The sequence below is a fragment of the Streptomyces sp. ATLC9 genome (assembly GCF_057196705.1).
Map to the genome: position 1 here is coordinate 1 of NZ_JBXUOY010000003.1, position 19,914 is coordinate 19,914.

Genomic DNA, 19,914 nt, shown 5'->3' on the forward strand with positions numbered 1-19,914 from the left:
TTCACACTCCGTGACTCGACACCTCGAAGCGTGGAGGACGGCCGCGTCGCACGTTCCCCGAAACAGAAGACCTCAGCAGGTCGGGTGACACGCGAGGTTAAACGCCAAGCTTAGTCAGGTCGGTATCGCTGTGGGTGGGACTGTAAAACGAGCGGTCCTGTCTCACATCCGGTGGTGACAGCCAGTCACGGGGATGGTGGCCAGGTCATCGCTCAGAAACCACAGATAGGCGTATCGCGACAGTCGTTCTCCGACCGCGGCCGACAGGTCGGCTTCTGTCCGTGAGAGGCCGGCGCCACAACCTCGGCGCCTTCGATGCGCTGCTGTCTGCTGCGGAGTACCGAGGTCAGGGCACCAGCTGCACTCTCTGTGAGACGGGGGCGCCCAGTTCTCGCGCTCTGTCACCACTGGATGTGAGACAGAGCCGAGACGACCAGGTTCGGAAAGACAACAGCTACTTACAGTCCTCGGTAGGAGCCGGGGGATCCGTCGGTCCCGCTCTACAGCACGCCGAGCAGGGCGTTGTCCTCCCACTGGTCGACGACTTCGAGGTAGCCGGCGAGGACTTTGGAGTGGGGGGCCCAGCCGCCCTGTTTGGCGATGACGATCTGGTCGTGGCCCTTGATGCGGGAGGAGGTGGCCAGGCCGCGGCGGGGGCTGTGGCCGGTGAAGCGGATCTCGATCCCGGCGCGCTGGCCGGCGCGGGTGACGATGTCGCCGATGGACTCGGGCCGCAGTCCGCTGTCCAGGACGGTGTGCCAGCGGTTGTGCAGGCGGCGCCATGCGTAGCCGTCCGGGTCGGTGAGGCCGGCGGCCTCCTTCCACGCCTGCCAGGCCCGCACCGGGCAGATCGAGGGCCGGGAGCCGTAGGGGACCGGGACGCTGCGGGGGCGGACCTTGGACACGCGCAGGTCGGCCTGGATGCCGCCGGGGGTCTCGGTGTAGTCGCGGACCCGGTTGGCGGCGAGTTCGTGCTCGCGGCCGGCGACGGCGAAGTGCATGAGGACCAGGGCGCGGTCGCGCAGGCCCATGAGGTTGTCCGGGCAGGCGGCGCTGATCTTCACCAGGTGCTCGACGAGCAGCGGCGGGGCCTGGCCGCGGCCGCGGGTCTCGCCGCGAGCCTCCATCTCCTTCACCAGCTGCTTGAGCCGGTTGCGGGCGAGGCGGGCGACGCCGTCCTCCAGGCGTACGCCGTGCTCGGCACGGGCGGAGACCACGGTGCCGGACAGGCGGCGGTCGATGGTGGAGGGCGCGGTGCACGTTCCCTTCCTGCCGCCGGGCTGGGTCCACAGCCACTCGACGAACATCACCAGCGTGCCCGGGGTGACGGCGAGCACGGGCACGCCGGAGGCGTTGCAGAACTTCGTCCAGCTCGCCCAGTCCTGGGCGTAGCTTCTGCGGGTGCTCGCCGGACGGCCGTCGGCGACGGTGCGCACGGCCTGGTGGTCGATGTGCTCCAGCGCGGCCCGGGTCGCGGGGTCGTACTCCTGCGGCCGGGCCGGCGCGGCCGGGATGACGACCGGCTCGACCGCTCTCTGACCATCTGACATGACCCACCCCGTTCGCCGGATTTGAAGCGCTTCTCTAGATCCCGGATATGGGGAGCTTATCCGGGATCCACGATCCATGGTCGACTCGTGGGGTCAAGGAAGGGGTGGGACCGGTGGCAGCCTCAGTCCGGCCGGTTCGGGGCGACCTGGTCTCGCCATCCGCCCTCTGCCGCCCTAGAAATACAAGGGTTTCCAAGGATTGCTAGGAGTGTCCTGGATGGCTAGCCTGACGGTATGACAGACACCGTGACCACCAACCGCTGCTACTGCGGCTGCCAGACCGTCATTGGCTACGGGCGCACCTTCGCCGCCGGTCATGACAAGATCGCCGAAGCCGCCTACCTCGCCGTCCATCACAACGGCTCCGTCGCCGAACTCCTCAGGAGCCAGGGCTACGGCCCCGACAACCCCGTCACCGACGCAGCCGTCGAAGCGGGCGCATGGAAGAAGTGCGACCACTGCGATTACAAGGGTGCGCCCGGGAGCATCCGCAACCACATGGCCAAGGTGCAGAAGGCCGAGAACACCCAGCGAGCGTCCCTGGAGAAGTCCGTTCGCGCGCTCGGCGGAACCTGGGACCCCAGCCGCGGAATGCAGACCCTGCGAGACGCCGGTTACCACCCCTCCGAGAAGTACATCCGAGAGGTGTACCGACGACTGGCGGCCAGCGGCCTGCTGGAGAAGGTGGATGAGCACCGGGCCATCTACTTCGTCATCAAGGAGTAGGGCCAGGCCTCCTGTCGCGGTGTCAGCAGTCGTGCCACTCGGCGCCCCGGTCGCCGGGCGCGAACTCCACCACCAGGTGGTCCGGGGGCCACCCCTTCCCCTTCGGCTCCACCTCGGCTACCGGACCCGTATCAGGATCGCCTGCTCGCCCACGCCCGGGACCCTGCGGGCCCGGGGTGAAGTCCGGCCGCCCCGGGAGCGAGGGCACCGAGGCAGCCACGGGAGGAGGCCCGGTGACATCGCGGTGCGGGGTCACCGGCTTGACCCCGATCTTTCCGACTCGCTCTCGTCGGGCCGGAGAGATGGGGGATACCTCAATCATCACGTGACGATTGACGCGGGAGTCGATACCGTGTCCGCGTAAGCGTCACGTGACGATTGATTGAGGAGGTCGCCATGGTGATGTGCCCGGTGTGCGGCGGGGTACTGCCCGCGCAGCGCGGCCCCCGCGCCCGGCGCTACTGCTCGCGTGCCTGCCAGGCCAAGGCGTACCGAGCTCGTCAGCGGCAGGGCCAGGAGCACCGAACCGCCCCTGAGGATGAGCGGAAGCTGGTGGAAGCGTACGCAGGGGTGCCCGCGACGGAACTCGCCGACAACCTGGCGGCCGCCGCCAGACGGTTGGCCGGAGCCCTGACAGCCGGAGAGCCCGCCAGTGCCTCCGACCTGAAAGCCGTGACGCGGATCCCGGCTGTTCTGGCGGATCGCGCCCGGCAAGTGGTCCGGGCCGAGGGTCCCCGGTCCGGCAGCCCGGACCACCCTGGGGCCCCAGCCGTCGATGTCGGCCCGGATTCACGCGCGGCGCAGGCTGGCCGATCCCGCGGTTCCCGGTCCAGAAGTCGGCCGACCGAGGAGGAATCACAGCGCACCGCAGTGCGGTCTCCGTTTCCCCAAGCATCACGTGACGATTCGGTAGCACCGCCCCCGGAACCCACCGGGGCACCACGGGACGACACACCCGCGAAGGCGGCACCGGCACGGCGCAAGCGGCTGTCGCAGAAGGCAGCTCGCTCTGTCGCCGACAGCGCCCGTCTGGCCAAGAACGCGAACCACCGCGACAACCATCGGTGGGATCTGATCGCCGAGGACGGCACGGTCCTGGGATACGTGGAACCGTCGTACGGCGGGACCGGCCGGACCGGACGCAACGGCTGGAACTACCGCCTCGCCGATTCCTTCGCGGTGAGCGGACCGTACCGGACGCGCGAGGAGTCCGCCGTGCAGTGCGCGCTGGCCTGGATGCGCGTCGCCACCGCTCCGGTGCGGCGCACCCTCACCGGCGATTGAGCCATATCTCAGCCCCCGGAGAAGCAGTCGGGACAGAAGGTCTTGTGGACGGGCGCTTCTGACCCGTCCCCTCGCGATTGGCTGGACGGCCTTCAGATTGGCGGCGCAGGAAGTGCGATGCCCCAGCCCTGGCTGGGGGCATCGTCTCAGCGAGAGTCTCCCTCCTGGGCCGTCTCGGCTGTCTCCTCCGGGGAACGCCTCGCAGGCGGCTGATCGTCGTCACGCTTGCGGAACTTGGTGATGCCCCAAGCTCCGGTGGCGATGGTGAGGGTGGCGCCGAGGCTGCCGACGAACTCGGGCAGCGCATCTCGAATGATTGCTTCCATGAAGAACGAAGGCCCGCCGAGGACCCCGCTGCGAGCCGCCTTCTTCCTGATCGAAGGGTTCGATAACGCCCCACACTGCCGTCTTCTCCCGGGGCCTGGAGGCGCGCACTCACCGCATCTCGGCCAGGACGGCGAACCAGCCGAGAGGTGAGTGGTGTCGGCATGTAGTGAGCAGGACGAGTATGCCGTCCGAGTGCCGACGGCCAGCGCGAAGTTGATGTCCCCGGCCTGCCTGCGGTAGAGGGGCGTGCTCCAGTTCCGAGGCTGGTCTACAGCAAGGTGTCTCCCATGCCCTTGAGAGCGGAATCCAGTGAGAAGCGGGGCTTCCGGTCCGCTGTGGCCTGCGGCCAGCGCACCCCCGCGGCAGCGAGGTCGTCCAGCGTGGCGATGCCGCCGGCGAGGATGGAATCCAGGGTCTCGGCCTGTTTGGGTTCGAGGCCGACCAGGCGGGTCAGGACGGAGAGCAGGTCGAGGAACTCGCCGGTCCAGTCCGGGTCCCACGCCGTGGCGTTGATGTCGTCGAGCGGTGAGCCGCGGCGCCCGCCGGGTTCCTTCTTGCGATAGTCGAACCATGACTTGATGATGTTGCGGCCGCCGACCGCGTAGTCCCACACCTGGCGGGTGACCGGTCCGAACTCCCCATCGCCCACGAGGATGGTCTGTCGGTCTTCGTCGTAGGCCAGTGTCTCCGGCAGGGCTGTGACGGGCTTCTGGCTGAGCGGGCGCTGCGGACTGCCCATCGGCAACCGCACATCGCCTACGGGCCGTCCCTCGCCGGTGAAGCACTGCCCGTAGGTGTGCAGCCAGAGTGCCTGACGGCCGAGGTCGACCGCCTCCGCCCAGAGCTCCGCGTCCGTCGTGACGGGGATGCGCACGCCGGGTGTGGTCAGTTCGTCGGCGAAGGCCTCGGTGAACGCCGGGTGGGCGACGATGCCGGCGACGTACGCGAGAACGTCTTCCGGGGCGACCGTGGTGCCGAGGAGAGTGGTGAGCGCCGAGGTCAGTCCCGGCGCGAGGTTGGGGACGCCGTCCGGGTGGAGGAACGGGAGAGTCCGGCCACCTTCAGAGCCCTTGAAGTAATGGAAGTCCGGGATCAGGGCGGAGAACACCACACCCGGGCCGGATCGTATGCTTTTTCGGTTTTGCTCGACGGTGAAGACCTGCCCCGGTATGCGCGCAGCCCAGAGGTCACGGCGGGGCATGTCCATCACGCGGGGGTCGGCGACCACCCACTGTCGGTCGAAGGACCGGTAGCCGACCCGTGCGAGGGCTGGTGTGGTCACGGTTTCGCTGAGAATCGGCTTCTCTGGGGTGGAACAGGTGTCGTTGCCCGGGAGCGCGGGCTTGGTCTTCTGCAGATTGGCGTCGCGGCCCTCCTTGAAGAGCCGTGCTTTGTGCTGACGGTCGCCTTCACCGATCAGCGTGGCCCACCGCCGCTCGAGGACGCTGTGGCTGGGCGCGTACACCCACCCGCGGGTGGGGAACACCCCTGGTGAGTACCAGGGGAGGAGGTTGTCGAGGGCTGGATAGTCGTCCCACTGGCTGGTGCTCGCCGGCGTGAGCGGGGCGGTCCAGTCGGTGCGGCAGTCGCGCCAGCCGTCATCGTCGAGCCGGGTGGCGGCCAGGGTGGCGAACTTGTCGGCGCGGCGCCCGGCCAGAGCGCGGTGGCGGATGCGGGCCGGTGTGGTGTTGTCGGTGTCGGCGCGGCGCACGAAGATCCCGATGGCCAGGGGCTGGCGCACGCCGGGGAAGATCCGGGTCGGTATGTCGGGGGTCTGGCCTTCCGGGGTGCAGTCGATGATCCACCCTTCGGAGGCGTAGCGGCGCAGGTAGGCGCGCATGCCCTCGAAGGCGGGCCCGGTGAGGTAGCCGGAGGTGGTGATGAAGGCGATGACGCCGAGGTCACCGTCCTCAGTGGCGGGAGTCGATTCCCAAACCTTCCAGGTGGCCCAGCGCCAGAAGAAGACGTACAGGTTCTTCAGCTTGGCCTTGAACCGGCTCATCCCGGGGACGATCCAGTCGTCCAGGATGGCCTTGTTGCCCTTCTTGTTCCTCAGCTCCAGGCCGCCGTTCTCGACCCAGCCACCGGCGCCGTTGGCGAGCTCGGCGTAGGGCGGGTTGCCTATGACAACGGTGACGTTCGCCCGGGCCTTGATCTCGTTGGCCCTGCGGCGGGAGGCCGCGATGAGCTGGAGAGCGGACCTGAGCTGGGTCTCGGCCGCGTGAGGATCGTCGAGGGTGTCGGTGACGAACAGCTTGAGCCCGCCGTCCGGCGGCACGGCCTGGTAGCGGTTGAGCTGTTCGGCGGCCCTCAGCTCGGCCACCGCGTACGGGCCCATCTGCAGCTCGAATCCGGCGACGCGTTCGGCGGCCCGGGTGACCGCGCCGGAGACGGCGCCCGGGCCGTCGTGGGCGGCGGCGTTCGCCGCGATCCGTTCGAGGACCGCGTGCAGATAGGTTCCCGTGCCCATGGCCGGGTCGACGGTGAACACCCCGGGATCGGCGAAGCCCCGCTGCTTGCCGAGTCGGGTGACGAGGACGTCGTCGGTGAGCCGGACCATCTGCTCGACGACCTCGACCGGCGTGTAGTACGAACCGGACCGCTTGCGCAGCTCGGGGTCGTACTCCTCGAGGAAGTGCTCGTACAGGTGCAGGTAGGTGTCGCGGCCACCGCGGCGGACGCGGGCCCAGTCGACGGCGTCGACGGTGCGGGCCATCAGGTCGAGGGTGACCCGGAAGTCCCGGGCCACGTCGTCGGTGAGGAGTTGGAGCGCGCGTCCCATCAGGGAGTGGTCGGCACGGAGCTTCTCGCCGATGACGTACAGAGACTCGCCGAAGACGGTGATGCCCTCGGTACGGGCCAGCAGCAGGGCGAACGTCACGGTCTGCGCGTATCCGTCGGCGAACGTCGCCTCGTCCGCGTGGGGGAACAGCATCGCCCGCCACTCGGCGGCCAGGCCGAGGAAGGGCTGCAGGCGCTTGTCGGCGCCGCCCCGCACGGCCGTGTGCTCGGCCGCGAGCTGGTCCAGCACCTCTCCGCGCAGCAGCCTCGTCATCCGGGCGATGGCAGTCACCAGACCGCCGACCGCGGTGATCGGTGCCGGCTTCCAGATGAGGAAGTCCGCCAGCAGCGCCTCGAACTCCGCCGGAGCGGTCACCTTGCCGTCGTAGAGGTCGCCCGTGAAGTACACCGTGCGCCGGTGCTCACCGTCCTGGTACAGGCGCCACTCGGTGCCGTTGGTGTACAGCAGGTTCGGCAGGTCCCGCTGCCGTTCCCACTGCACCTTGTCGTGGCCGCGTAACGCAGCCGGGGTGACGGCCTTGCCGGGGGCCTTCACCTCGACATAGCCGGTGATCGCCCCGTCGATGCTGACCCCGTAGTCCGGCCGCACCCGCCGTTCGGTGTCGCGCACCTCGTCGTGGAATACGGCCTGGACGCCGAGCTCAGGTCCGGCCGTCCGCAGCAGGTTCTCCAGCGGCGTGCGTATCGCGGCCTCGGGCTCCCCCGGCCCGGCCAGCTTCTTCGCGCACTCCCTGCCGAACACCTTGACGGCACCGGCAAGCCAACGCGGTATCTCTCCCACAGAGCCCCCAATCGAACAGAAAATGATCATGTCAGATCAGAGGCTCGGAGTTAATAGCCCGTCAGGAGAGTGGACAAGACGGAGAGTTGATGCTCCAGCCTTGATGGAACACGTGCCGGGAAGCTCGGTCGCGTACAAGGTGGTCAACGCGGCCGTCGGCGTACAGCGCACTGAACGCTGCCACAGCCGGTGCGAGCAATCCGAGCCCGGCGGAGGTCGAGCGCGATTGTGGCGGTGCCCCCCGGCCGACAAGCCAGGAGACACCGCCACGGAGGTTTCTGTGGCCTTTGGCTACCGGGACAGCCGCAGATGCCAGCCGCCGGCGGCGTCGTCCCGGTCCAGGGCGGGGGTGTAGGTCGCGGGGGCGGGGCGTCCGGCGCTCTCCCAGTCGGCGAGCCAGCCCTGGAGCGCGGCCAGGGACGGGGAGTCGGGGGCGTCGGCGGTGATCGTGCCGTCGGGCTGGACGACGGCGGCCGTGGTCGGTGTGGAGTGGCCCAGAGCCAGGGTGTCGGCGGTGAGGCCGGCCACGGTCAGATGCGGGCCGCCGGTGGTGGCCGTGAAGACCCTCCAGCTCGCCCAGTCGATCGGCTCTGCCTGGTAGGGCTCGGTGTGCGCGTTCTTCAGCAGCCGCTCCAAGTTGGTGCGGGCGCCGCCGTGCAGCCAGTCGTCCTCCTCACGCCAGGCGACGGAGACCCAGGACAGGGCGGGGAGGCGGTTCTCCCAGTCCACCCAGCGCAGCGGGACATCGGAGTCGGCGTACGGGGAGGAGTCGGTTTCGATGTAGCCGCCGCGGAAGACGGCCGTTACCTGCGGCTGCCCGCCGGAGAGAGCGATCTTCGCCACGACGGTGAGTTTGGGGACGTCGGCGATCGGCAGCGGAGCCACGATCACGGCGTGGTCGGCGAGCTGTTCCGTCCAGGCGTAGGGCAACAGGGGCGGGGTGCACCAGGCCACCAGCCGGTCGTACGGGGCGGGCTCGGGGTGTCCGGCGGTGCCGTCGGCGGTGTGGCAGCGGATGTTGGTCAGGCCGCGGTGGTGGTGCAGGAGGTTGGCCCAGCGGGTCATGTAGGGATCGACGTCGAGGCTGGTGACCTGTCCGCTGTCGCCGACGAGGTGGGACAGCAGGGCTCCGGAGTAGCCCGAGCCGGTGCCGATCTCCAGGATGCGCATACCCTCGGCGACGCCCAGGGTGGTCAGCTCGCGGTGGATCGCGGCGGGGTTGGACCGGTTGTCGGTGGGGCCGCGGTCGGCGTTGTGGGTGTAGTAGCGCTCGGGGACGGCTTCGGCGGCGTCGGCGACGGGAATCACGGCAAGACTCCTTGCACAGGGCGGACTTGTGTTCTGTCAACTGCTCCGGGCGGGTGAAGGACACGGCACCCGGCGGCATCGGGGCTACAGACGCAGGGCGGTGTAGTGGTGCCAGCCGGCCGCCGTGTACTCGCCGACCGGGCCGTGGCCGGGCAGGTCGGCCCACGCGTGGTACTCCACCGGCGGCGGGGTGAACCGCACGCCCAGGCACCAGTTGAGGCGGCGGCCGAGCAGCGCGGCAGCCAGGGTTGCGCCGAGGCTGGTCTCCAGGCAGGCGACGCGGCCGGGCCACCGGCGGCCGGTGTGCCGTACGGCCGCGACCAGGTCCTCGGCGCGCGTCGGCGTCAGCGGGCGGCGACCGATGCGGCGTGCGGTGCGGACGGCGGCCGTGGCGCAGCGAAAGGGCAGCCGGAGCAGGATCAAGGCCAGGGCGATGCCGGCAGCGGCTGCCAGGCGCTCGGGCGGAGTGCCGGCGCGGGCGGTGGACCACGCCTCGGTGCTGGTCACCGGCGCCACCTCCACGCACGGGGCCGGGGCAGGGAGGCGACGGTGAGCCCGGCGGCGGTGAGGGCGCCGGCGACCGCCCGCACGTCCCGATGAGCCTGGTGGGGCGGCAGGCCGTAGCGGGTGGCGTAGGCGGCGGCGGCCTGTTCCATGGTCTGGCTCGAGCACAGCAGCAGCACCGCGGCGGTGGCCGTCGGGGTCAGGTGTGTCCACCGGCCGGTGTGCTCGTCCAGGATCGCCCCGCCCTCGTCGGTGAGCACCGGATGGGTGCCTTCACGCAACGCCCACACGGTCGGTCACCTCCCACCAGGAGCCGGTTTCCGTCGCGGTGTCGAGTTGCCGCAGCCACACCTCGACGGCGACCGCCAGGTGCAGCGCAGCCTGGGCGACCGGCTGCCCGGCCGCCGCGCGGTCCAGCAGTGCCAAGACAGGCCCAGGGGTGATCAGGCCGAGCGCGGCCAGCCGCGAGGAGGCCCCCAGCAACTCCCGCAGGACGGGGGGCGTTGCGTTGCAGGCCCGCGTACGCCACGGCGTTGAACCCGCCCTTGGTGGTGCGGGCCAGCACGAAGTCGGGCAGCACGCCGCGGCCGGTGAACGCGGCGGCCAGCAGCTGCTTGTACCGAGTGGGGGCGCCGCGCTGGTCGGCGGGGACGGCGAGCGCGGCGCGCAGCACCTCGTTGTCCAGGTAGGGGGCAGCCAGGTCGATGCCGTATCCAGCGGTGATCTGCCGACATCCGCAGGTGTCGGCCCTGTTCTCGTATAGCTACGGCCAGGTGGCGTGTAGCTCTGAGTAACCGCTCTGGGCTCCGACATGACTCGGCGTGAATGCGGTCTGTTGCGGAGCGAGGGTGATCTTTAGGCTCTGCTCATGTCGAAGCAGAAGCGGGGCAGGAAGCACCGAACGCCGCAGAAGCGGGTCCCAGGCCGCTCCCCGGTGCCGCGTCCGCGCGGGGCGATCGCGGTGTTGCCGGGCGGCGGGCTGCCGCTGCGGGGGAGCATGGACCACACGGCGCGGATGCTGGAGCACGCGAAGCCGGACCAGCTGGTGGAACTGGTGCTGCCGTACCTGTGGGTGGCCCTCGCCGACGGCCGCGTCCCGGCGAACGTGTGCGTGGACGCCTGCATGACGCTGCGCAACGCCTACGGCCAGCTCGGCGTGCGGGCCGAACTGCTACCGGTCGACCTGGCCGTTCAACACAAGGACGGAGGCGGCACCCGCTACGGATCGCTCACCCCGAGCTGGACGGGCACTTCGTGGAACGGGCACTGCGTGCTGGTGCTGCCCGACTCCGAGCGGTTCGTGGACGCCACGGTGGAGCAGTTCGACGAGGTCCGTGAGATCGGAATGGGCCCGATGATCGGCAAGGTGGCCTTGACGATCGACGGTACACAGGACTCGCCGATGGAGCCGGGGGCGCAGGTCGTGCTCCGGCGCGGGGACCTGCTGCTGACGTACACGGTCGCCGGACCGGAGGCGCTGGCCTCCATCGTGGAACACCCCGAAGCGGTGGCCCACGCCGACGGTCACCGGCGCACCGGGGTGAACGTCGCCTCCTTCACCCTGGTCGCCTTGCGCGGTGAGGGGGTGCGTGGCCGGGCGATGCAGGCCCCCTATCCGAGGCTGCGGGCCCTGCTGCGGGCGGTCGGGGATGCCCCGTACGAGGCTGACGAGGCCGGGGATGTGCGGTTCTGCCTGCCCGATGAGGCCGGCCGGGAGCGGTGGCTGCGCCTGGACGAAATCCCGCTGCCGCCGACCACCCCGGCCGCGTGGCCGCGTCCGTAGAGGCGTCAGCCGAGATACGTCCGAATGGGATGGCAGGCCCCCGGCGGTGTGATCGCCGGGGGCCTCGTGTTCCGCGGTCCGTCAGGTCACGAGGCCGGAGCCGCGGGCGGAAGTTCGGCGTCGAGCCAGGTGATGAAGGCGAGCGCGGAGCCGCCGAAGTACTCGCGTACGCGGGCCTGGATAGCGCGCAGCTCGTGGCCGGGGACGAAGTCGTGGGTGGTGGTCTCGCCGCAGCCGCACGCGCAGTCTCGGGTACGGAAGGGCAGTTCCTCGGGCAGGTCGCCGTACTTGACGCTGTTGCGGGAGTCGTTGGCGAGCGGGTCGGGCTGGTTGATGTACCGGTCGTACATCGGGTGTCCGGGGCCGAGGAGGTCGGCTTCCAGGGCCTTCTTCCGGCCGCGGTCGGTGTCGTGCTCGGTGACGGCTCTGATCTCGGCGACGGCGCGGACCAGGCCCTGGCCTGTATCGGTGATGAGGACGAACCGCTCGCGGCTCACGATGCGCATGTCGAGCCGCCACACGCCGCGGCCGGCTTCCAGGGCCTCGGCCTCGGTCATGCGCGGGAAGTAGCCGATCGCCTGGTGTGAATGTCCGTAGTCGTGTGCACGGGTGAGCTGGGGGTTCACCGTGATGGGCAGGGGACTGTGCATCCTCCGGACATCCCGGAGTCGCCTGCACTACGGTCGTTTTGGCCGTAGTCGTGTGCGCGACGAGGGGGCTTCCGGATGGGAGATGGGTCGGTGGCCGAGCGCGGGGTACTGACCGCGCCCGACGAGGTCTGGGATAGGGCGGTGGAAAGGCCCGAAGAGGTCGTTCAGGTCGGCGAAGCACTCGCTGTCAAAATCCTCGAAGTCGACCCCATCCGGCGCCGGATCGCACTGTCACACAAACAGGCGCTCGCCGTCGCTCCGGAGAGGCACCGTCATCCCTGACGAGGAAGTCGACTCGATACAGCCGCATAGCGGGCGTGCAGAGGACTGCAGACATCAGCGCAGACGACTACGGAATCCGACACTGGTCGTCTGCGGCGGTCGCAGGGGATCATGACGGCAAGCCGCTGTCTCATAAAGGGGAGGAACCCGTCGATGTCCCGCAAGTCTCCGGCCCGCAGGCTGTTGCCCGGGCCCGAACGCGACAAGGTGGCCGCCGAGCTGAAGGCGAGGTACGACGTGGGCACCTCGATCCGGGCGCTCGCGGAGGACACCGGTCGCTCCTACGGCGGCGTGCACCGGCTCCTGGCCGACGCCGGGGTGACCTTCCGCTCGCGCGGCGGCGCAATGCGCGGCGACGCAGCTTCGTGATTCCCCTGCCGCCGCACCGCACCAAGGGCGGTGTCCTGCTCGGCGCCAGCGGTCCAGGGGACGAAGGCCCCTTCGGGCTATGGGGCGGTGCGGACCCAGAAGGGGAGGAGGGGCCCGGCGGCGGCAGCATCGGCCGGACGTCGTCGCGCCGCCGGGCGCGTCCAGTCTCGCCTACGCGCTCGGAGTGACCTCGCCGAGGGCTGCTTCGGCGGCTTTCCGCATCGCAGCCACGGGTGCCGGGGTGCGGCCGGTTTGGAGCTCGACCTGCCGGGCGGCCTGGTGCAGGAGCATGGGCAGGCCGCCGATGACGGTGCTGCCGGCGCGCCGGGCAGCCCCGGCGAGCGGGGTGGGCCAGGGCCGGTAGACCACGTCGAGCAGGACGTTTTCCGCCGCTGGCCACTGGAGCGCGAGCGGATCGGCGGCGCCGGGCGGCAGCGCGGAGACGACCAGTCCCGCCTGAAGGTGCCGGGCGGCCTCGTGCCATGGCCGGATACGCAGGCCGATCCCGATGCGCTCGGCCGCGCACGCCAGTTCGCCCGTGCGGGTCGCGTCGCGGGCGACGGCGGTCACCTCGCGGCAGCCGAGGGCGTTCAGGACGGCCAGGGCTGTGGCGGCGGTCGCGCCCGCTCCGAGCACGCACGCCGATTCCACCCGGGTGATCGCGGCGTCGAGGAGGGCCTGGAGCATGCCGTCGACGTCGGTGTTCTCGCCGATGAGCCGGCCGCCGCGGACGGTGACGGTGTTGGCGGTGCCGGTGGCCTTCACCGTGGGCGAGACCTCGTCGAGCAGGGGGACGGCGGTGCGCTTGAGCGGCATGGTCAGCGACAGCCCCGCCCAGGTCTCGTCCAGGCCGGCGAGGAAGGAGGCTAGCTTCTCGGGGGTGCAGTCGATGGCGCGGTAGCTCCAGTCCAGGCCGAGTGCCTGGTAGGCGGCTTGGTGCAGCACCGGGGACAGGGCCTGGCCGATCGGGGAGCCGAGCACGGCGAGCTGCTTCATCACGCTCCTACGTGGGGAGTTCGTCGTCGGCGAAGGCGCCGCCCATGAAGCGGTCGGCCAGCGGGCCGGTCTCGGGGTGCTGGTCGGCGCTGTCGGCCGGCTGGTAGCCGAGGGCGTCCCAGCCGGTGCGCGGCCACCATGACTCGTGGTTGGCGGAGGTGCCGTACACGGTGAGGAACGGGCCGGTCAGGGGCCGGGTGGCGGCGTTGTAGAACAGGGTGGTGGCGTCGCGGGGGCTGAGCCAGGTCGCCCGGTGGCGGGGTTCGGTGGGGCTGTTGCGGTAGCTGCCGATGCGGACGGCGACGACCTGCACGTTGGTCTTGTGGGCGTAAGGGCCTCGGCGGTGACCTTGGATACGGCGTAGAAGCTGTCCGGCGCCAGCGGCGCCGGTCCGTCGGCGGGGTTCAGGCCGGTGACGTGGTGGCTGCTGGCCAGCACCACGCGCGGTACCCGCTGGCGGCGGGCGGCCTCCAGCACGTGGTGGGTGCCGGTGATGTTGTGCCCCGCCATGTCGGCGAACGGCCCCTCCTGGGTGATCCCCGCGAGGTGCACGACGGCGGATATCCCGGCGGCGGCCTTCTCGATGGCGTCGAGGTCGCGCAGGTCGGCCTGGACGAACTCGGCGCCCGCGGGCGGCCCGGCGTGCGGGGGCCGCTGGTCGAGCAGCCGCAGCGGTATCCCGTGGGCGGCGAGGTCGGCCGCCAGCCGGGTCCCGATGGCTCCGGCCGCGCCCGTGATCAGCAGCGTCACGGCCGGTGGTGAAGCATCGACGCCACGCCCTCGTCGCTCACCTCGTACGCGATGCCCCGCAGGACGGCGACGGGGGCGCCGCGTCCGCGCTGGCCGAGGATGATCCCGGCCGCCGCAGCGATGAGGTCGGTGAACGTCTCCTCCTGCCGTTTGCTGCCGTGCTCCGTCGTCCGCAGCGGCGCGACGCCGGCCGCGCCGATGGAGATGACGGTGGCTCCGCGACGGTCGGCGCGTCCGTCGGAGTCCGCGATCACCACGGCGACGGTTGTGCCGGTGTAGGTGATCAGGGCGTCGCGCAGGGCGCGGGCGGAGGCGTCCGGGTCCACGGGCAGCAGCCAGGCACCTTCGGTGCCGGCGCGGTCGATCCCGGCGGAGGTCAGCTGGTAGCCGAGGGTGTGCCGGGCGATGATGGGGCCCTTCTCGGTGGCCAGGAAGTAGTTGCTGCCGCTGGCGTCCAAGATCAGTTGCACGATCTCGGCGGGCTTGCCCGTCTTGGCGGACAGTTCCAGGGCTTCGGGGCCGGGGGTGACGCTGGCGAGGTCGACGTACCGCTTCTCCGCGATGCTCACGACCTTGGAGGCCACTACCACCACATCCCCGTCGCGCAGTTCGGTGCCGGTGCGGGCGAGGACGTCGGTGATGGTGCCCGCCAGGTCGTCGCCTGGCTGGAGCTCGGGGAAGGGCTCCAGGGCGAAGGCGGAGAAGCCGGAGGTCGGGGCGGCGGTCATCGGCGGGCTCCTGCTGGGGTGAGGACGGCGGCGTGCAGGCGGGCGTGCGCGGCGGCGAGCGTCTCGGCCCGCTGCCGGGTGGTGGCGTGCTGCCCGCTGGTGAGCCAGTCGGTCACGCGCCTCAGGTAGTGCGGCCACAGCCGACGGGCCGCGTCGGGCGCAGGCGCGCCGGAGTTGACGGCGTGCCAGGCGTCCGCGGCGGGCAGCGGCCACGGGTGTTCATCGTATCCGCCGGGGTGTGGGCCAAAGCTGTCCAGCGCGGTGAGCATGGCCTGAAGACGGGCGGGCTCGACCATGCGGTCAGCAGCGCGGTAGAGCGCTGGTCCGCCGCCCGGCGGTGCCGGCGGCGGGGTCCACGGCGCGGTCAGGTGCAGCAGGACGGGGACGGCCTGGTGGTAGATGGCCGCCAGGTGGGGGAAGGACCCGGCGTGCTGCTTGGGCCCGTCGAACCGTACGGAGGCGATGGGCCCGACTGTGGCGGCGGTCAGCAGCAGGAACGCGTCGATGCCGTAGCCGTCCACGCACGCCGCCACCTCCGCGGGTAGAGCCCGGGCGGCGTCGAGGACGGCGTCCAGGGCGGCACGGGAGAGGGCGAGGTCCCCGGCGAGTGGCTGGGGAACGTCGTGGCCGGTGGTGGCGGCGATCAGCGGCCGGGCAAGGTGGTTGGTGAGGTTGGCCTCGTCCCAGTGCCGTGGGTAGTCGGCGATGGCCAGGGCTGCCCCGTCGCGTACGCGGTCCAGCAGCGCGGTGTAGACGGCGGGGTCGGGGCCCCGGGTGTCGGTGTCCGCGATCAGCACCGCGTCGGCGTCGGAGAGGTCTGGGCGGCGGGCGGCGGCCAGGATCTGGGCGCCCTTGCCCCGCACCAGCCCGGTCAGCGGCACCTTCGCCGCCCGCGTGCCGGTGGCGGCGAAGCATTCGGAGGTGTCCGGGGTGTCGGAGGAGTCGGCGTGCACGATGACCGACCGGTGCTCGGCGAGCGCGGTGTCGACGGCGGCGGTGACGGCGGCGATGGTGGCCGGCTCGTTGCGGCTGGGCAGGATCGCGGCGGTATTCATCCGGTCTCGGCCTCCTTGGCCAGCAGGTCGGCGGCCGTGGCGGGGCCGGGGGCGTGCAGGTAGTCGAACCGGCAGTCGGCGAGCCAGGTGATGAGGTGGCTTCGCCAGCGGGCCAGGGCGGGGGTGTCCAGCGGCCACATCGGCCCGTACGGCACCCCCCTCACGCCGGTGAGGGGGGTGGGCAGGCCGGAGATGTAGCGGCCCAGCATCTCGTGCAGCCGCAGCCGCTCGTTCACCGACAGCGGCACCGCGGGCGTCAGCGAGGCCGCCTCCAGCGCCGGGTGGACGGCCACGCGCACAACCCGGGCCAGCGGGGCCGGGCCGGCGGCGAACGGCTCCAGTGCCCACAGGGGTTTCGGCGCGAGCGGCCGGGCCGGGTCGCGGACGGCGGCGGTGGGCTTGCCCGGCCACACCGCCACCGTGCCGTCATCGCTCTCGCCGAGGACGACCAGGTCGTCCCCGGCATGCGTCCAGCCCCGCTCCGCGAGGGAGAGCGCGGTGGACGTCTTGCCCGCGCCCTTCGCGCCGAGCAGCACCACCGCCCGCCCGTCGGGCGCGATCAGGGCGGTGGCGTGCACGGTGATCTTGAGCTGCTGCTGGCGGGCGCGTTCGAGCGCGGTGTAGGCGACGTACGCGAGCGTGTCCGAGGCGGCCACGTCTGCCGGCAGACGGAGGCGCACGGTGTCCCCCGCGACGGTGACGGCCGCGGCCCCCGTAGTGACCTCGACATCCGCCGCACCCGTCGCGGAGCCTGCCGTCAGGGTCCAGCCGCCGGGCAGGGCCCGATCAGCTGCCCGCGCGGCCGTGGTGTCCAAGCGCTCGGGCAGGGCGAGGCGGGCTAAGACGTGGCCGGTGACGAGCCGGTGCACGCTCATCCGGCCGCCCGCTCCAGATCGGCCAGCAGCTCCTCGACCGGCGCGACGGCGGGCAAGTACCGGCCGGCCAGCAGGTCCTCCATCCAGTCTGTCCGGGACAGCGTGGCCCGCACCAGCTCCTCGGCCGCCCCGGGGGGCGCCTGGTTGACCGTGGTGATCTCGATCGAGGCGGGCTCGTCGTACGGGGCGCCGTTGCGCCACAGCAGCGCGATACGGCACGGCCCGAACTCGGCGGCCACCGCGCGGGCGGCGGTATCGGCGAGCCAGCCGCCGACCTTGCCGACGTGGTAGGCCGGGTTCTTCCCGAACGTCGCCTCGTTCCCGGCCAGGTGGGCGCCGCTGATCACGCCGGTGCGGGCGTTGCCCCGACCCACGAGGCCGTCCTCGCCGTAGTCGACGGCCGACCCCGACAGCGTGAAGTACTGCCCGGAGATGGGGCCGGTGCGGGAGTTGCGGGTGTTGCACACCACCGTCACCCGGCCCGCCAGCCGCTGGGCAAGCAGCTCGGTCAGTTCACCGGCGGCGGCGGTGACCGCGTCGGCGAACTCGGCGGAGCTGGTCAGGTGACCGGCCAGGGCGGGCACGCACACCGTCACCGTCCAGGTCGCGCCGTCGCGGACGGCGAGGGCCTTGATGTCACTACCCGCCCACGACAAGCGGCGGAACCATGCCTCGGCCAGCAGCACCACGGTCTCCGTGGCCGTCCTCGGGGCGGAGCCGACGAGGTAGGCGGTGTCGTTGGAGAACGCGGCTCGCCGCTCGGGCAGATCGTCCAGGGAGCGGGGGGCGAACCAGTGGGGGAACTTGGAGGAGTCGGTCGTCTCGTGCCGGATCTCCAGCTTCACCCGGTCGAAGCCCGGCAGGGCGGTACGCAGGTGGTCGACGGCCGCCTGCTCCAGGATCTCCCGCACCGGCAGCGGGCGGCCGGCGAAGCTGGTGGAGATCCGGCCGCCGAAGACGACCCGCAGCGGCCGGTCGTAGACGCCGTCGGCGTCGGTGAACGCGGCCCGGCCGCCGAGGACGGCGACCTTGTCCAGGTTGTGGTGCAGCACCGCCCCCGCCACGTCCAGGCAGTGCCGGCTGTAGCGGATGGAGGCGAGTTCGGCGATGCCGTCGGCGAGGGTGTCGGGGTGGCCGATGCCCTTGCGTTCGACGACCTCGACGGGCAGTTCATGCGGCAGCGGCGTGCGCAGCGCGGACAACGCGGGCGTCGCGGTAGACACGGTCGATGACCTCCAGCGGGCGCCGCAGCGCCGTCAGCGGGAACAGGCAGGGGTTGGCTAGGCGCCCGTCGGCGGCGTCCAGGACCGCGGCGTACATCGCGCGCCGCAGCTCCTCGTGCGTGGGGGCGGCGGAGATCTCGCCGAGTCCGGCTTCGAGGTTCCGGCCTCGCACCTCAAGGCGGCGCCCGTCGGCGAGGTGGAGGACGAGCTCGTGGACCGGCGGGCCGTCGTGGTCGACGCGGGCGTCGACGTGCACCGTGGCCCCGCTCGTCAGGCTGACGGCGGCGGTGAGAGAGTCCTCGGTCTCGGCCAGGCCCCGGCGGTGGGCCACCATGGCGTCGACCGCCTCGACGTCGCCGGGCACGAGCCGCAGGGCGAGGGCCAGGCCGTGGATGGCCTGCTGGTGCAGCACGCCACCGGCGGCGGCGTAGGTACGGCGCCAGCCGCGGAAGTAGCCGGGGTCACGCCGTACGGCCAGCAGCACCTCGGCCCGTACGACGGCCGGACGCTCGGTGAGCAGAGCGTCGAGGCCGGGAGCGAAGTGCGGCTGGAACGCGACGAAGATCCGTCCGTCGCCCGGCCGGGGCGCCAGGGCGGCGGGGTCGGTGGTGCCGGGCTTCTCCACGAGCACGGCGGCTCCGGCCTGGGCGGCGTCCCGGGCCGCGGCGAGCGCGGTCCCCGGCGGGGCGGCCACGACCACCAGATCCGGCGTCACGGCCCTCAGCGCCGCCCGCCAGGATGCGAACAGCGGGACGTCCGGCGGCAGCTCGGTGTGCGGGTCGGGGTCGGCGACCGCGGCGACCGCCAGGCCGGGAGCGTCGGCGAGGGTGGTCAGGTGCTTGGCTCCGACCTCCCCGGCCCCGACCAGCAGCACCCGCTTCACGCGACGCCGCCCGGGACGGCCGAGCGCAGGAACGCGGCCCCGGCGGTGAGCGCGTCGGTGGGCGTGTCGCGCACGTGGGTCTCCAGCGCGTACGGCAGCGCCTCCCGGGCCGCGTGCAGCAGCGGCAGCACCTCGCCGTACGGCACCACGCCCTCTCCGGCCGGACAGAACGCCCGGCCGCCGCCGTCGGCGGGCCGGTAGTCCTTGACGTGCACGTAGCCGACGTACGGGGCCAGGGCGCGGACCACGTCGCCGGTGGCCTGGCCGACCTCGTGGAGGTTCGCCACGTCCAGCCACAGTCCCAGGCCCTGCCCGTGGTACCGCTCCAGGACTTCGAGCAGGGGTTCGGCGTGGGCGACGGTGCACACCGGCTCGTTCTCCAGCAGCAGCCGCACTCCGGCGGTGTTCGCCGCGTCCAGGGCCTTGGCCAGCAGCGGGTCACCGAGCAGCTGCTCGGTGAGCTCCGGCTCGACGCGCAGGTGGGAGAAGACCCGCACCACCGGAGCACCCAGGATGCGCGCGGCCTCGATGGCCCGTTCGATCCAGCCCAGCCGGTCCTCGGACGGGACCTGGGTGGGGAAGCCGAAGGTGTCCACCCGGCCGGGCGTCGCCTCGGGCCTGCACCACTTCCACAGCGGCGAGGCCAGCGCCGCCACCGCCAGGCCCCGCTCGTCGGCCAGGGCGCGCAGGTGCCGCAGCCGGTCAGCGGGCAGGGTCACCGCGTTGGCGCCCTCGGCCGAGCGGATCTCCAGGTACCCGATGCCCAGCTTCACCGCCAGGTCCATGCCGGCTACCGGGTCGGGGCCGAGCTCATCAGGGTTGAGCACCAGCGTGCTCGCCGGGCGTTCGTCCACGGCCGTCTTCTCCTTCTTCCTTCGGTGACGCGGGTGGTGGGACCGGGGGCGCCCCCGTGCCGGGGCGTGTCCTTCCGGCACGGGGGCGCTCGGAACCTCAGGCGACGGTTTTCAGTCGTTGTCGCTGGTCGGCGGAGGCGGCGGGACCGGCGGAGGAGGAGGGGGCGGGGGCTGCGGCCCCCAG

Annotated in this window: 21 protein-coding genes and 2 pseudogenes; 5 read left to right on the forward strand and 18 right to left on the reverse strand. The window is 71.7% G+C overall.

What is annotated here, in order from left to right:
* Positions 1 to 500: 500 nt before the first annotated feature.
* Complete coding sequence (locus AC2CJA_RS00630; protein WP_484600640.1) at positions 501 to 1,550, reverse strand: site-specific integrase; 1,050 nt, start codon at positions 1,548 to 1,550, stop codon at positions 501 to 503.
* 234 nt (positions 1,551 to 1,784) lie between these two features.
* Here AC2CJA_RS00630 and AC2CJA_RS00635 point away from each other — a divergent pair, with 234 nt between their 5' ends.
* Positions 1,785 to 2,276, forward strand: a complete 492-nt coding sequence (locus AC2CJA_RS00635) for a hypothetical protein (protein ID WP_484600641.1) — start codon at positions 1,785 to 1,787, stop codon at positions 2,274 to 2,276.
* A 1,104-nt stretch (positions 2,277 to 3,380) separates the two neighbouring features.
* Positions 3,381 to 3,560 (forward strand): hypothetical protein, encoded by a 180-nt coding sequence (locus AC2CJA_RS00640; RefSeq protein ID WP_484600642.1) that lies wholly within the window; start codon positions 3,381 to 3,383, stop codon positions 3,558 to 3,560.
* A gap of 146 nt (positions 3,561 to 3,706) precedes the next feature.
* Here the strand turns inward: AC2CJA_RS00640 and AC2CJA_RS00645 are convergent, their stop codons facing one another.
* The 7 genes and pseudogenes from AC2CJA_RS00645 to AC2CJA_RS00675 form a co-directional block, all read right to left on the reverse strand.
* On the reverse strand, positions 3,707 to 3,886 hold the full coding sequence (locus AC2CJA_RS00645) for a hypothetical protein (protein WP_484600643.1): 180 nt from the start codon (positions 3,884 to 3,886) through the stop codon (positions 3,707 to 3,709).
* Between the two features lie 269 nt (positions 3,887 to 4,155).
* The gene (locus AC2CJA_RS00650; protein WP_484600644.1) at positions 4,156 to 7,470 is read right to left on the reverse strand and encodes a type ISP restriction/modification enzyme; all 3,315 of its coding nucleotides are present in this window, start codon (positions 7,468 to 7,470) and stop codon (positions 4,156 to 4,158) included.
* Between the two features lie 291 nt (positions 7,471 to 7,761).
* Entirely contained in the window at positions 7,762 to 8,778 is a 1,017-nt protein-coding gene (locus tag AC2CJA_RS00655) for a protein-L-isoaspartate O-methyltransferase family protein (protein WP_484600645.1), read from the reverse strand.
* An 84-nt stretch (positions 8,779 to 8,862) separates the two neighbouring features.
* Complete coding sequence (locus AC2CJA_RS00660) at positions 8,863 to 9,285, reverse strand: lasso peptide biosynthesis B2 protein (protein WP_484600646.1); 423 nt, start codon at positions 9,283 to 9,285, stop codon at positions 8,863 to 8,865.
* Complete coding sequence (locus tag AC2CJA_RS00665) at positions 9,282 to 9,563, reverse strand: PqqD family peptide modification chaperone (RefSeq protein ID WP_484600647.1); 282 nt, start codon at positions 9,561 to 9,563, stop codon at positions 9,282 to 9,284. Before AC2CJA_RS00665 ends, AC2CJA_RS00660 begins: the two co-directional genes overlap by 4 nt.
* Positions 9,556 to 9,765 (reverse strand): hypothetical protein, encoded by a 210-nt coding sequence (locus AC2CJA_RS00670; RefSeq protein WP_484600648.1) that lies wholly within the window; start codon positions 9,763 to 9,765, stop codon positions 9,556 to 9,558. The genes AC2CJA_RS00665 and AC2CJA_RS00670 overlap by 8 nt, the downstream gene beginning before the upstream one ends.
* Positions 9,766 to 9,802: 37 nt before the next feature.
* Positions 9,803 to 10,006 (reverse strand): annotated as a pseudogene (locus tag AC2CJA_RS00675) (asparagine synthase-related protein); the annotation flags it as partial.
* Between the two features lie 144 nt (positions 10,007 to 10,150).
* On the opposite strand from AC2CJA_RS00675, the gene AC2CJA_RS00680 reads away from it, so the two are divergent.
* The gene (locus AC2CJA_RS00680) at positions 10,151 to 11,065 is read left to right on the forward strand and encodes a hypothetical protein (protein WP_484600649.1); all 915 of its coding nucleotides are present in this window, start codon (positions 10,151 to 10,153) and stop codon (positions 11,063 to 11,065) included.
* Between the two features lie 86 nt (positions 11,066 to 11,151).
* Here AC2CJA_RS00680 and AC2CJA_RS00685 read toward each other — a convergent pair whose 3' ends face one another.
* Positions 11,152 to 11,715 carry a hypothetical protein gene (locus AC2CJA_RS00685; RefSeq protein ID WP_484600650.1) on the reverse strand — a complete coding sequence of 188 codons (564 nt, stop codon included), beginning with the start codon at positions 11,713 to 11,715 and terminating at the stop codon, positions 11,152 to 11,154.
* A gap of 90 nt (positions 11,716 to 11,805) precedes the next feature.
* On the opposite strand from AC2CJA_RS00685, the gene AC2CJA_RS00690 reads away from it, so the two are divergent.
* Both AC2CJA_RS00690 and AC2CJA_RS00695 read left to right on the forward strand, forming a co-directional pair.
* Positions 11,806 to 11,997 (forward strand): S1 RNA-binding domain-containing protein, encoded by a 192-nt coding sequence (locus tag AC2CJA_RS00690; protein WP_484600651.1) that lies wholly within the window; start codon positions 11,806 to 11,808, stop codon positions 11,995 to 11,997.
* Between the two features lie 153 nt (positions 11,998 to 12,150).
* Complete coding sequence (locus AC2CJA_RS00695; protein ID WP_484600652.1) at positions 12,151 to 12,366, forward strand: helix-turn-helix domain-containing protein; 216 nt, start codon at positions 12,151 to 12,153, stop codon at positions 12,364 to 12,366.
* A gap of 171 nt (positions 12,367 to 12,537) precedes the next feature.
* Here AC2CJA_RS00695 and AC2CJA_RS00700 read toward each other — a convergent pair whose 3' ends face one another.
* The 9 genes and pseudogenes from AC2CJA_RS00700 to AC2CJA_RS00740 all read right to left on the reverse strand — a co-directional run bounded on the left by AC2CJA_RS00700 (position 12,538) and on the right by AC2CJA_RS00740 (position 19,730).
* On the reverse strand, positions 12,538 to 13,362 hold the full coding sequence (locus tag AC2CJA_RS00700) for a shikimate dehydrogenase (RefSeq protein WP_484600653.1): 825 nt from the start codon (positions 13,360 to 13,362) through the stop codon (positions 12,538 to 12,540).
* A 7-nt stretch (positions 13,363 to 13,369) separates the two neighbouring features.
* A complete protein-coding gene (locus AC2CJA_RS00705; RefSeq protein ID WP_484600692.1) occupies positions 13,370 to 13,675 on the reverse strand; it encodes a hypothetical protein in 306 nt (101 codons plus the stop codon).
* Positions 13,676 to 13,749: 74 nt separating this feature from the next.
* Positions 13,750 to 14,112 (reverse strand): annotated as a pseudogene (locus AC2CJA_RS00710) (NAD-dependent epimerase/dehydratase family protein); the annotation flags it as partial.
* Positions 14,109 to 14,840 carry a coenzyme F420-0:L-glutamate ligase gene (locus tag AC2CJA_RS00715; protein WP_484600654.1) on the reverse strand — a complete coding sequence of 244 codons (732 nt, stop codon included), beginning with the start codon at positions 14,838 to 14,840 and terminating at the stop codon, positions 14,109 to 14,111. The pseudogene AC2CJA_RS00710 and the gene AC2CJA_RS00715, both read right to left, overlap by 4 nt.
* Positions 14,837 to 15,895: a glycosyltransferase family protein gene (locus AC2CJA_RS00720; protein WP_484600655.1), complete on the reverse strand. Its 1,059-nt coding sequence runs from the start codon at positions 15,893 to 15,895 to the stop codon at positions 14,837 to 14,839. The genes AC2CJA_RS00715 and AC2CJA_RS00720 overlap by 4 nt, the downstream gene beginning before the upstream one ends.
* On the reverse strand, positions 15,892 to 16,770 hold the full coding sequence (locus tag AC2CJA_RS00725) for a hypothetical protein (protein ID WP_484600656.1): 879 nt from the start codon (positions 16,768 to 16,770) through the stop codon (positions 15,892 to 15,894). The genes AC2CJA_RS00720 and AC2CJA_RS00725 overlap by 4 nt, the downstream gene beginning before the upstream one ends.
* Positions 16,767 to 17,993 carry a methionine adenosyltransferase gene (locus tag AC2CJA_RS00730; protein WP_484600657.1) on the reverse strand — a complete coding sequence of 409 codons (1,227 nt, stop codon included), beginning with the start codon at positions 17,991 to 17,993 and terminating at the stop codon, positions 16,767 to 16,769. The genes AC2CJA_RS00725 and AC2CJA_RS00730 overlap by 4 nt, the downstream gene beginning before the upstream one ends.
* Entirely contained in the window at positions 17,941 to 18,876 is a 936-nt protein-coding gene (locus AC2CJA_RS00735) for a Gfo/Idh/MocA family protein (protein ID WP_484600658.1), read from the reverse strand. The genes AC2CJA_RS00730 and AC2CJA_RS00735 overlap by 53 nt, the downstream gene beginning before the upstream one ends.
* The gene (locus tag AC2CJA_RS00740) at positions 18,873 to 19,730 is read right to left on the reverse strand and encodes a sugar phosphate isomerase/epimerase family protein (RefSeq protein WP_484600659.1); all 858 of its coding nucleotides are present in this window, start codon (positions 19,728 to 19,730) and stop codon (positions 18,873 to 18,875) included. Before AC2CJA_RS00740 ends, AC2CJA_RS00735 begins: the two co-directional genes overlap by 4 nt.
* Positions 19,731 to 19,914 lie beyond the last annotated feature (184 nt).